We start from the raw sequence: 11979 nt of genomic DNA on the forward strand, positions 1-11979 counted from the left end.
ATTGATAAATAATATTTTACTATTTGGAGGAAGAAAATGAACAACCAAGAAATTGTACAAAGGCTTTGGAACTTGTGTAATGTTCTGCGTGATGACGGGATTACGTATCAACAATATGTTACAGAATTAACTTATATATTATTTCTTAAAATGATGAAAGAACAGGAAACTGAGAGTGTCATTCCTGAGGGATATCGTTGGGATGACCTTACGGTAAAAGAAGGGATAGAATTAAAGAACTTCTACCAACGGCTATTATTAGAATTGGGGAATAGTGAAAATGAGCAACTCCGCTTAATTTATCATGATGCAGCAACCAGTATTGATGAACCTAAGAACTTAGAAAAAATTATAAAATCTATTGATGCCCTTGATTGGTATAATGCAAAAGAAGAGGGATTAGGAAATCTTTATGAAGGTTTACTCGAAAAAAATGCGAGTGAAACAAAATCTGGAGCGGGTCAATACTTCACACCTCGTGTACTAATTGATGTTATGGTTCAACTCATTGACCCTCAAGTTGGAGAACGCTGCAATGACCCAGCAGCAGGAACATTTGGTTTTATGATTGCTGCTGACCAATATTTGAAAAATAAAACTGATGACTACTTTAATATTGACCCACAGGAAGCTGAGTTTCAAAAGAAACAAGCATTTAGCGGAATGGAGCTCGTAAAAGGAACGCATCGTTTAGCTTTAATGAATGCACTTCTTCATGATATAGAAGGCAGAATAGAAAATGGTGATTCTTTATCGGGAAATGGTAAATGGATGAAGAATTTTGATGTGATATTGACAAATCCCCCTTTTGGTACAAAGAAAGGTGGAGAAAGAGTTTCTCGTGACGATTTAACATTTGATACTTCTAATAAACAACTAAATTTTTTACAACTTATCTATAATGCTTTAAAAGATGATGATAAAGCGAGAGCTGCTGTTGTCATTCCTGATAATGTTTTATTTGAAGGTGGAGTAGGAGCGCAAATTCGTCGTGACTTAATGGATAAGTGTAATTTACACACGATTCTTCGTTTGCCTACAGGTATTTTCTATGCACAAGGTGTTAAAACTAATGTTTTATTCTTTACGAAGGGGAAAACAGACCAAGGCAATACAAAAGATGTATGGGTATATGATTTGCGCACCAATATGCCTTCTTTTGGTAAGAGAAGCAGATTAACGATGGCTCATTTTGAAGACTTCATGAAAGCTTATATTGCTGAAGACCGTTCTAAGATAGAGGACGAAAGATGGAATAAATTCACGAGGGAAGAAATTGCTAAGAAGAATGATAGTCTTGATATTGGTCTGATTGCTGATGAATCATTATCGAGCTATGACAACCTTCCTAACCCAATAGATTCTGCAGAAGAGGCTATTATGAAACTTCAACAAGCAATGGATTTGTTAAGTGAGGTAGTTAAAGAGTTACGCGCCTCTGAAGATGATAAGGTGGTCGTAAAATGAGTAAGAAAAAAAAGACTATAGAGGAATTAGTGGAAGAAGTGATACTGCCAGAAGATGAGCAGAGATTTGATATTCCTGAAAATTGGTTATGGACACGAATTGGCGCTCTCACAGATGTGATAGGTGGTGGAACTCCAAAATCCACAAAAGAAGAATATTATGAAAATGGGACTATATCATGGATAACTCCAGCAGACTTATCAGGATATCAAGATATGTATATTCATAAGGGAAAACGTAATATAACAGAACTTGGCCTTAAAGAAAGTTCTGCAAAAGTTTTACCTGCACACACTGTGTTACTATCCTCCAGAGCACCTATAGGTTATGTTGCTATAGCATCCAAAGAATTATGTACTAACCAAGGTTTTAAAAGTTTTGTACCAAGTAATGCTTTTTATCCTAAATATTTATATTGGTATTTGAAATTTTCCAAAGCCTATCTTGAATCAATAGCTAGTGGAAGTACATTTAAGGAACTTTCAGCAGCTAAGTGCAAAGAGATTGTATTGCCTTTACCACCTAAAAATGAACAAAAGCGGATTGCTGATAAAGTGGAGCGGCTTTTAAGTAAAATCGACGAAGCTAAGCAATTGATTGAAGAAGCGCAACAGTCATTTGAACTTCGGCGAGCAGCTATATTGGATAAAGCTTTTCATGGTGAGTTATCGAAAGAGTGGAGAGAAACTAATGGTACTTCAGATAATGTAGAAGTAGAAAAGTATTTAGATAAGTTAAGAACTGATAAAATATCTAGCATAGTCAAATCTAATACTTTAAAAGTCAAAAGTGTGAACAAAGAAGATGAGCCATTTATTCTACCTAAAGGGTGGAAGTGGGCTAGATTAGGAGAGTTATCATATTATGTAACAAGTGGTTCAAGAGATTGGTCAAAGTATTATTCTAATGAAGGCTCGTATTTCATTAGAACGCAAGATATTAATAAAAATAAGTTGAATCTAGAACAAGTTGCCTATGTATCACTTCCAGAAAAGATAGAAGGAAAACGAAGTTTAGTAGAACAATTAGATTTACTAACAACTATTACAGGAGCAAATGTTGGGAAATGTGCGTTAGTTGAGGAACAGATTTCCGAAGCTTACGTTAGTCAGTCTGTTGCACTTACAAAATTAATAGATAAGAGCATGGCTAAATATGTACATTTAAGCTTGCTATCACCGAGCGGAGGTGGGGCAGAATTAGAAAATAGAGCCTACGGTATTGGTAGACCCGTCTTAAGCCTAGAAGATATAAAAAATATTAAACTGCCGATTGCTCCATATAAAGAAAGACAATTTATTGTTAATTTAGTTGAGAAATTGCTAAACATAGAAGAAGAAACAAAAGGAATTCTTGCTCTGAAGGAAAAGTTAAATCAATTAAAACAATCAATTTTATCTAAAGCGTTCAAAGGTGAACTAGGCACTAATGACCCGTCAGAAGAAAATGCTATTGAACTTTTAAAAGAAATCTTACAGAGCAAGTGAAATAATTTTAAATAGGCACTCTAAAATATTGGGTGCCTATTTTGTCGTCTAAAAAGTATCTATCGTGTTTTTATTGCTTTCCTAACTATCACTACTTATACTAAAGGTAGTAAATCGGCCTAAGTTCGAAAAGTTACTGTTATACATGAACGTGAATAAATAGCGATATATAAGGTAGCTCAGCTGGATAGAGCAACGGCCTTCTAAGCCATCGGTCGGGAGTTCGTATTATCTATCCTGATATGTACCAAGCAAACAGCCTAAATCCTTACGTATTAAGTTTAGGCTGTTTTAATTTTTTATGGACAGGACAAACTATTTTATATTGGAAATACTCAGTTCATATCACACTAATCATCCCCATCCTGCATACATATTCAACAGAAAAGAAGCGTTTACCATACTTTTTACCTTTATATTTATAATTAAAACCACGTTTCAATATTTTATGTAGATTTAATGCCTCTTTTGTTTAATTCATCAGCTACTTTTGAAACACTACCTAAATAAGCATATTCTTTTAAGATTAGCTTTTCGATTGTATCAGCCTGGTAATTCTCAACCAAATCAATATAATTCGTCAACTATTGGATTACTTCTTGGGCTATTTCTACTGTGATTAATGTGCGCATTGTCACTTCTCCTTGATATTAAGGTTCGACAAAATCTGACGATATTGTGTATTTTTAAAGGTTCCTTATACAAAGTGAGGGGGATAAAGATAATTTAGGATTACTAAAATCAGCGATATTTACCGAAACAAAAGGTTATCATACAATACAGAAAAGAGACTCCTGTAAGTAAAGAAAACATAACTGATTAAATGCAATCTTCTTCTAAGCTGTCACTCAGGAGTTCATATCATTACTGACGTATAATTAAAAAGCATTAAAAATATGTTGAGAAAATAGATAGCAAAATGATGAATAATCCTCCAATCACTGAGGAGTTTTTATTTGTTATTAGTGTATAGAAGTTCGATTTTACGTCCAAACTGATATTAAAAGTTCGATAAAATATCCAATATACTATACTTTTTATGTTTCAATCTCAAAATTAAACTCAAGCTGTTCGTTAAATTCCTTAGGATTACAATCAATACGGTTTACACTGATTGTGTATGTATCGCTACCAGGCAACTTGAGATTTTCTAAGCCATTAAACATTAGGATTTTCTCCTCGGTGGTTATCATATATTTCTAAAAACCTGTTAAAAATTTCTTCAGATACATCATGTTTCATGCATGATTTCAGCAAAGTTGATTTACATGCTTCAAAATCAAAAGATGGTTTATTCATTATCAAGTTTCCTCCTACTATTCTCCAAAGGAGAGGAGATTTTTGAGGGAGTGATATATCTAATGCGTAATGATGGTCGGTTATTTTTTATGTACATATTAAAATGAACTCCTTTTGAAGTAGAATTTTAGTTTGGTAGTTGACTGCAAATTCATCATACACAATTCGAATTTTAAAAAAAGCGAAATTCGAGAAAACTTTTTTAAAATTAAAGAAAATTTTTTTTAAAAAAACTATTCTTAAAAAACACCCAAATGATTTTTTCTATATGATATAATTCGCAATTTACATCCTATAGTGTTAATAGATTAAGCTTTTGAAAAAATATTTTAATTTTAAAAAATAAATCGAAAAAATCCCCAAAAGGGATTTTTATTTTGCTAATATCACATTGTACAACACAGAGGGGTGGCAAAATCATGAGGTTAAATGACTGTCCATCATTATTGAAGGTCAAAGATATACAACGAATCTTAGGAATAGGGCAAAGACAAACATATGAATTGGTTAAGACTGAACCATTTATGTCAATGCGCTTTGGGGATACTCGCTTCTATTCAAAAGAACGATTAATTATGTGGCTTGAAAGAAAGGACGATATAGTATGTTGAAAAATCAAACTTTGGATAACTATCCAGATGTATTGTCAGTTGCTGATGTTCAGGAAATTTTGGGAATTGGAAGAGAACAGGCTTATATACTGGTTAATAATCAACAATTTCCCGTGAAAAAAGTCGGAAAAAGGTTGTTAATATACAAACCTACGTTTATCGACTGGTTAAAGGCATAACATAATTGAATAAAAATTGAAAAATGGATACATACTGGAATCTAAAAAAGAAAGGATGTTTAACATGGCTAGAGGAAGTGTTAAAAAGCTGGTCTCAAAAACAGGGAAAGTTTCCTATTGTTATACAGTAGATGTAGGTAAGAAGCAAGATGGCAGATGTGATAAAAGGAAACGTACCTTTAAGAAAAGAAGTGAAGCAGAAGGAGCTTTGAATGAATTGCTGAACGACCTCAAAAAGGGAAAGTTTATAAATAATGTTAAATACACCTTTACCGAGTTCATGGATATATGGCTAAAGAACATTCGTTATACAGTAGAAGATTCAACATATGAGGTTTACGAACAGGTGGTTAGGTTGTATTTGAAACAGAAACTTGGTTCTTATTATCTATCTGACTTGAATATTCGTTTATTAACTAATTTCAAAACTGAATTACATGAAAAAGGGTTATCAAACAACTATATTATCAAAATCATAGCTGTTTTAAAAAACAGTTTAAACTATGCTGTAGAACAAGATTATCTTGCAGTAAATCCTGCTGCAAAGTTAAAAAAACCTACAGAGATTTTGATTACAGAGATTAAATGGAACGATGCTCATATAGAAAATTTCCTTTCTTATGCTAAGGAATCTGTTTACTATCCTGCATATTTGCTAGCTATTTTCTGTGGAATGAGGCGTGGTGAAGTTTTAGGATTACGATGGTCAGATATTGATATGAAGAGGAAAAAAATGGTTGTGGTAAGGGTCTTGAGTTCAGATGGAAAAACTTTCAAAGACAGTCTGAAAACTAAAGGGTCTCGAAGAAGTATCGATATTCCGTCTAACTTACTAAAAGAGCTAGAAATGATAAAGGAAAAACAGCTTGAACTAAAGTTAGAATCTCCTGACCAGGACCTTGTTGTTCCAAATTTAATGGGTGGTCCAGTACACCCTAGAAATTTACTTAGAAATTTAGCTATGATAGTAAAAGAGAGTGATGTTCCTAAAGTGACATTTCATGAACTTAGACATCTTCATGCATCGTTGCTCCTTCAACAAAACATTCATATAAAAGTTGTGTCCGAAAGATTGGGACATACTAAAATATCTACAACAGATAGATATTCACACCTTATTCCATCTTTGCAAACAGAAGCAGCGGAATCTTTGAATTATTTAATTTGAATTAAACAACTACATTGGCTATGAGCATTGTCATAAGCCATATTATGAAGAAAAGAGACAGTTCTCACAGACTGTCTTTTTTTGTTAAATACACTATTGCTGAGTATAAGGATGTGATATCCTATATTAAAATCCATTTTATTCCTTTTGTCATGCGTTGTTTGAAATATAGCTTTGGGATTGTGAAACAAAAATTATAAATGGAGATGAAAAAATGGAAACAGACCTCCTGACTCTAAATATTAATGAATTAATGCCACTGTTTACCTCTTCATATACCATTCCTATCGAATATAGAAATGCTGTAAGGTTAGCAATAAATAAGTATACTAATCGACCAACAGGATACTCAGATGAAAAATTAAAAGAATTGGTAGATAAAGAGATGTCTCCTTTAGACACGTTCAAATATTTATCGGAAGATAAACCGCACCGTATAAACCAATGGAAAGGTCATTTAGCTGAATGGATTGTTTGTTATGAATATAATTCAATTCGAAATAGCAACAGTAATGTTGTTTTCACAATTGTTAATCCTGATACCACTTCAAAAGCCGATATTCTTCATATTGTTAATACTGGACATGGATATATGTGTGTTGCGGGTCCAGATGTTAAAACTGGTAATGCTAATTACCTAATTAATCAATTGGAAAAAGTATGGGGTCATGAAGAGAATATTCCTTTTTTTGATTACAACTGCATATTGCAAACCCGTCGCAAATTAAGCCCTGGACAAAATAAAAGACTATCTAATCTAGAAGAGAAATATCCAAACAAAAAAATACTCACTCCCTCTATTAGCCGGCAAGATATAAATAAGTTCAGCGGAAAGTTCTTTCGCTGCGTAGCAGGTCAAGAAAGAGGGCCAAATGCAGCAGCTATTAAAAAGGCAAAGATTAATGCTAAGTTTATGTCAACTAAGCGTAGAAGCTGGCATGAGTTTAACATGGAAACGTTAGTCAATGAATTGAAGATAGAGCAAATGAAAAAAGAGATTGCTGATAAAGTAGCTATGCTAGAAGAAAGTCAATCAATTACAATCAACGAAACTGAAAAAAAGGAAAAGAAATTAGAAACGCAGGGGTTTAAGGAAAAACTTGCAAGCGGAGTTACTTCATTGAAGAAATGGAGTAAACGAAGCTCTATCCTTTCATATATTAGGGAGCATCAAGCCGAAATTTTAAGCGATGTTGCCATTACCCTAGTTAAGGAAAGTATTAGAGGAAGGTCAGGTAAATCCAGTACTGATAGTAAAATGAAGGATATTGTTGAAAAAGGTATTGTAAGTACAGAAACAACAATAGAATATCCGAATCGGGAATCACCCATAACACACGATGTAAAAGGACATTATCGTAATGGGACATATGTAAAGCCTTATAAAAGAGGTGGGAAATAGCTTCTTTATTTTATTATAGGGTAGGTAGTGAATTTAGATTAAGCTAATGAATGCGTTGTTTTATTACCTTTAATACTTTTGCGTTATTTAATGTACGCCACCAATCCGCCACTATTATGGCTATTATAGAAAACTTTTATATAGGAGTAAAAAGAAAAACCCTTGATATATCAAGGGTTTTTGGTATGATTCCGACTGGGTTCGAACCAGCGACCCCCACCCTGTCAAGGTGGTGCTCTCCCAGCTGAGCTACGGAATCAGAATACTAATTAATTTACAATAATTAATATAAAGGGTAAGTCAGTTAAAGTCAAGATGAATTTTTGTTGTAGGATCTTTCTTCTATATAAATACACAAAGCGATCCTTTAAATTAGAGAAGGAACATAGCCTTTTTAGTCCTCATGAATCTGTCTGACATTCTTCAGAGTAAAGTCTGTAATAATCATCACCAAGATCTGTCTAATAATTGGCGATTTTGAAAGCAAATTTATCATTCAGTTGATCTTTTTGCGCATACTAAAAATTATAAAATCTTTAGTAAATTTGTTTGACATAATTTACTAAAAATGATATTTTTAGTATACATCAGTTCTTTATAGAGAACTAGTGACTATTGATCTATGAATTATATCTATAAGTTTGAGAGAACTGATTGTAGTTTAGGATTATATCTATAAAAGATAGATAAACTCAATACAATAATAGGATGAAAAGGGCCTGCTTTGCTCCATGTGTTCTAAATAAAGAACGATACATCAGGGGTGAAGGAGAAAAAAGTATGTCAAAAACGAATCTTGAGTTGAGGTTCTTCATGTGAAAATAACTTTTGATGGTGGGCAAGTTAACGGTGGTCACAGAGGAAGTTGATTGTGTAGAGAAGGAAAAAGCCCTTATACAAATTTATCGTATAGGGCTTTTTTTAAAATTGGAGTGATGAAGTTGATTCAGGTATTGAAGCAGATGGTGTACCAGGCGTTTGGATTTGCAATCAAAAGTGAAGTTGCCAGAGTTAATTTAGCTTGAAGGATAGAAATCTTAATATATCAACTTTTATTATGTCCAAAAGGAATGTAGTCAGTGATATGGATGGGGAGAAAGTGATGTTAAGCGTCCATAATGTTAAATATTATAATCTCGGTGAAGTCGGAGGCTTAACCTGGGAACTAATGAATGAACCTAAGTATCGATGAGCTTGTGGATCGATTAACAGAAGAGTATGACGGAAGCCCTGAAGAATGTGAAAGTCAGGTTCGTTCATTTCCTGGATATGTTGAAAAAAGAAGAATTAATTGACTAAACCATTACTTCCTAAGGAGTTATGTTTATGAACCTCATTCAGAAAGCTCGAACCTTGCTGTCCATAGATAGTAAAACCTTCATGATGTATGCAGAAGCTTATTGTTCCTTGGGAGTGGCCCGGATACAAAAGAGTCTGCCCTTTACTAAAATTGCGCCTAAATTGGGCAGAAAGATGGAAGAGACCTCATTAACTTATGTGCCAGCCCATACTGAAATCCTGGAGTTAGTGTCCAAAAGTTTGGAGACGATGAGTAGATATACGTTTTGGGAAAGTAAATGTCTTGTTATGGCGATTGCAGGAATGAGAATGCTCGAGCGGCGTGGCATTGAAAGTACTCTTTATATGGCAACAGCAAGAGATAAGGAAGGAAAGATGAAGGCTCATGCCTGGCTGCGGAGTGGATTATATTTTGTAACTGGAGCCAATGGGAAGGAAGGATACACAGTGGTGGGAACCTTTGCTAAAAGAATGGGGGATCAGAAGGAGAAAAAATGATGGATAGACAACCTTTGCACGTGACCGGTTTTTCCAAAGAGCTGAACCTAATGTTCGCCTTGAGCAAGGTACTAACATGGCAGAAGAGGATATGGAAAAAGTAATTAACTGTTTGCAGATGGTCTTAATGAAGTAAATAATCTGAGCTAAAGAGGTAGAGAAAATGATAGGAAGAAATATACAGGAAATACGTAAACGTAAAGGAATGACACTGACCCAGCTAGCTGCAAATGCCGGAATATCTAAATCCTATTTAAGCAATATTGAAAGGGGAGTGAATCAAAATCCTTCAATTGAAGTATTGAAAAGGCTAGCGTTTGTTTTAAATGCAGATTTAAAAACTTTATTGCGCGTACAAGAAGGTGTTGAAACCAATCAAAATATGAATCAGGAATTAATCAACCTAATCGAGGAATTAAAGACAACCGTAATTGATAAAGAACAAATGGATGAGTATCGGGCATTAATTGAGTATATTATGTGGAAAAGCAAAGTAAAATAATTGCCCAACCCTACCAAAATATCGAAATCATCCTAGCCAATGATGGATCAGAATTTATGGTTATACGCAGGATGGAATGCATAGTATAGATCAGTTAAAAATCGGTGATAATCAGTGGCCGGTCGCTGTTGATGGCCATAGGCTTGAGACTCGACCTTATTTGCTGTGGAAATTGGATTACATGCATTATAAATACGGGAGTTGGCTCTGGAAGAGTGCTTTTACGTTTGTCGTCATCTAACTCATTCTGTGGGAGGTTTAGGATTGAAAAAGCCAAATTTCCAGGTCGTATTTTGGTTGCTATATCAGTAATGAATGATGGAATTCAAAAAGCCTCCCGGTTATGACGGGAGGGAGCCTTGCGATAGCCTAAGTCTGGGTGAGTAATCTGGATAAATCTTTCCTAATGATATCAAGCCGATCTTCCATAAGTACCTGTGGAATTTTATAGCCGACAAACAAGGGAGATACAACAAAGCGTGGGATGGCCTTGCAAATAATCAAGTCATGAAAATGGTAAAAGAAAAGGTTATAGCTGGTGCATCCCTTATGGAAACCATCCAAAATATAACGGACCAGGATTTGAAGTTTATCAGCAAAATCATCAATCTCATCTAATGTGTTCAATATTAAATTGAATTCAGTAAAACCGATAACTGGATACTTTGATACATTTAACTCAATACCGGATTTCTTGTATACCTCTGTGCCTTCAAAATCAATCATTGCCATATTCTTATGGTAATCTACATGTTTCATTCCAATCACTTGCATATGGGCATGCTGAATGCTGCCGCCTGAAAAGGGACCATGATTCTTAAATAAGATAACGGACTCATACTCACCAGTCTTCTCCACTTCAAGCCATTTAGCAATACTGAAGCGAATTAATTCACGCATATGCTTCTGTTCATATCCCCTTATATCTTCGTGACATTGATTGGTTTCAATAATGACCGTTTGATAGGTATCCAGAAGAGTGGGATATTTATTCATCAACCAAATAATATCTCCCTTTGTCTCAAGAATATCGGTAAGCTCATCTCTTTGGCAAAAGGGGCAGGCTGCTGTTTTATTACGGATAGTTTCAGGCTTTTGACTGCCAATTGTACTTGAAAAATATAATTGTTGCTGATCCATACTTGCACCTACCTTGTTAACTGTTAAAACTCGATATGTTTATTATAAATTAAAGATATGTACGATTGTATATTTTTAGCCATATTATAGAAATAAAAAAAGTGTAAAAATACATAATAAAATGTCGATAGTAACAATGACATATATCTTTAATTGATTGATTATAAAAACATGGACGGTGAGTAGTGAAATGGATTTCGAGTATAGGGATCAATATGTACAGGGAGAAATAGGTGATGTGATTTATTTTAAAAGAGGAAATTTATTTATCTTTGGAGAAATTATAATACTGAGGGAAGCTTCGTGTATTGTGGAAATTTCTAAAGAATATGCAGACGAATTGAAACTCAACACAACGAGAACAGTTGTCAGACATGGTAATTATAAAATTATTGAGACCTCAAAAGTTCGCGCAAGAGTAAGTGAGCAACAAATCGATCCATTCAGTACACAAGTTTATCATTAAATTTACAATTCGTAGGGAGTGATTGTAAAAGTACCAATCGTGCAATGAAATCACCATTGAATATGCCTTTAAAGTTTTTTAAACCAAATTTGGAAGGAGAGAAGAAATGAAAATTAAATTATACGTCTTTTTAACATCTACCAAGGATAAAGAAAATAGTAGAAGCGAAATGATGATGAAAACAGTTGAGTCATCTTTCCGTCCGGTAATAGGAGACATTATTGAAGATCCTGGATTTGATCAGGGATTTCACAACGGATATGAGGTTGTGAAGGTGACGGTTAATTATGAGAAGAATGAATGCTATGTATCTCTTAGTCCGATGGCAATTGAATTAGAGGAAATTAGATTCGATGATTATATAAATAAGCTTACAGCCAATGGATGGGAAATCGTTTCAAAAGAGGATATATCAATGGCTAAATCTCAATCTCAACTATGATCTTTATACATATTATGAC

14 protein-coding genes, 1 tRNA gene and 1 pseudogene are annotated in these 11979 nt (G+C 34.1%); 11 read left to right on the forward strand and 5 right to left on the reverse strand.

The annotated features are described in order from the left end of the window. The first annotated feature begins 36 nt into the window (after nt 1-36). Together FHY47_RS00300 and FHY47_RS00305 are read left to right on the forward strand one after the other, a co-directional pair. Nucleotides 37-1467 (forward strand): class I SAM-dependent DNA methyltransferase, encoded by a 1431-nt coding sequence (locus FHY47_RS00300; protein WP_148629490.1) that lies wholly within the window; start codon nt 37-39, stop codon nt 1465-1467. Next, entirely contained in the window at nt 1464-2954 is a 1491-nt protein-coding gene (locus tag FHY47_RS00305) for a restriction endonuclease subunit S (protein ID WP_148629491.1), read from the forward strand. Before FHY47_RS00300 ends, FHY47_RS00305 begins: the two co-directional genes overlap by 4 nt. A gap of 446 nt (nt 2955-3400) precedes the next feature. Here the strand turns inward: FHY47_RS00305 and FHY47_RS18750 are convergent, their stop codons facing one another. The 3 genes from FHY47_RS18750 to FHY47_RS18755 all read right to left on the reverse strand — a co-directional run bounded on the left by FHY47_RS18750 (nt 3401) and on the right by FHY47_RS18755 (nt 4253). After that, the gene (locus tag FHY47_RS18750; protein WP_187393404.1) at nt 3401-3538 is read right to left on the reverse strand and encodes a hypothetical protein; all 138 of its coding nucleotides are present in this window, start codon (nt 3536-3538) and stop codon (nt 3401-3403) included. Nucleotides 3539-3991: 453 nt separating this feature from the next. Beyond that, nucleotides 3992-4120 carry a hypothetical protein gene (locus tag FHY47_RS19100; protein WP_262365951.1) on the reverse strand — a complete coding sequence of 43 codons (129 nt, stop codon included), beginning with the start codon at nt 4118-4120 and terminating at the stop codon, nt 3992-3994. After that, nucleotides 4113-4253 carry a hypothetical protein gene (locus FHY47_RS18755; RefSeq protein WP_187393405.1) on the reverse strand — a complete coding sequence of 47 codons (141 nt, stop codon included), beginning with the start codon at nt 4251-4253 and terminating at the stop codon, nt 4113-4115. The genes FHY47_RS19100 and FHY47_RS18755 overlap by 8 nt, the downstream gene beginning before the upstream one ends. A 419-nt stretch (nt 4254-4672) precedes the next feature. Between FHY47_RS18755 and FHY47_RS00310 the strand changes: the two genes are divergently transcribed. From FHY47_RS00310 to FHY47_RS00325, 4 genes are all read left to right on the forward strand, one after another. Then, nucleotides 4673-4864 carry a helix-turn-helix domain-containing protein gene (locus FHY47_RS00310; RefSeq protein WP_148629492.1) on the forward strand — a complete coding sequence of 64 codons (192 nt, stop codon included), beginning with the start codon at nt 4673-4675 and terminating at the stop codon, nt 4862-4864. After that, entirely contained in the window at nt 4858-5043 is a 186-nt protein-coding gene (locus FHY47_RS00315) for a helix-turn-helix domain-containing protein (protein ID WP_148629493.1), read from the forward strand. Before FHY47_RS00310 ends, FHY47_RS00315 begins: the two co-directional genes overlap by 7 nt. 64 nt (nt 5044-5107) lie before the next feature. Continuing rightward, the gene (locus FHY47_RS00320; protein WP_187393406.1) at nt 5108-6211 is read left to right on the forward strand and encodes a tyrosine-type recombinase/integrase; all 1104 of its coding nucleotides are present in this window, start codon (nt 5108-5110) and stop codon (nt 6209-6211) included. A 214-nt stretch (nt 6212-6425) separates the two neighbouring features. Beyond that, a complete protein-coding gene (locus tag FHY47_RS00325; protein ID WP_148629495.1) occupies nt 6426-7613 on the forward strand; it encodes a hypothetical protein in 1188 nt (395 codons plus the stop codon). 186 nt (nt 7614-7799) lie between these two features. On the opposite strand, the gene FHY47_RS00330 is transcribed toward FHY47_RS00325, so the two are convergent. Then, nucleotides 7800-7872, reverse strand: a tRNA-Val gene (locus FHY47_RS00330). A gap of 798 nt (nt 7873-8670) precedes the next feature. Here FHY47_RS00330 and FHY47_RS19475 point away from each other — a divergent pair. From FHY47_RS19475 to FHY47_RS00345, 3 genes and pseudogenes are all read left to right on the forward strand, one after another. After that, a pseudogene (locus FHY47_RS19475) lies at nt 8671-8908 on the forward strand (lasso peptide biosynthesis PqqD family chaperone). A 31-nt stretch (nt 8909-8939) separates the two neighbouring features. Further along, nucleotides 8940-9410, forward strand: coding sequence for a lasso peptide biosynthesis B2 protein (locus FHY47_RS00340; protein ID WP_148629496.1), 471 nt, complete (start codon nt 8940-8942; stop codon nt 9408-9410). A 163-nt stretch (nt 9411-9573) separates the two neighbouring features. Continuing rightward, on the forward strand, nt 9574-9912 hold the full coding sequence (locus FHY47_RS00345) for a helix-turn-helix domain-containing protein (protein ID WP_066101217.1): 339 nt from the start codon (nt 9574-9576) through the stop codon (nt 9910-9912). Nucleotides 9913-10281: 369 nt separating this feature from the next. Here FHY47_RS00345 and FHY47_RS00350 read toward each other — a convergent pair whose 3' ends face one another. Beyond that, nucleotides 10282-11052, reverse strand: coding sequence for a DUF4931 domain-containing protein (locus tag FHY47_RS00350; RefSeq protein WP_066101215.1), 771 nt, complete (start codon nt 11050-11052; stop codon nt 10282-10284). 190 nt (nt 11053-11242) lie between these two features. Between FHY47_RS00350 and FHY47_RS00355 the strand changes: the two genes are divergently transcribed. Together FHY47_RS00355 and FHY47_RS00360 are read left to right on the forward strand one after the other, a co-directional pair. After that, nucleotides 11243-11518, forward strand: coding sequence for a DUF2187 family protein (locus FHY47_RS00355; RefSeq protein ID WP_066101210.1), 276 nt, complete (start codon nt 11243-11245; stop codon nt 11516-11518). A 106-nt stretch (nt 11519-11624) separates the two neighbouring features. Next, nucleotides 11625-11960, forward strand: a complete 336-nt coding sequence (locus FHY47_RS00360) for a hypothetical protein (protein ID WP_066101207.1) — start codon at nt 11625-11627, stop codon at nt 11958-11960. Nucleotides 11961-11979: the final 19 nt, after the last annotated feature.

The organism is Bacillus sp. E214 (assembly GCF_008087365.1).
Lineage (GTDB): Bacteria > Bacillota > Bacilli > Bacillales > Pradoshiaceae > Pradoshia.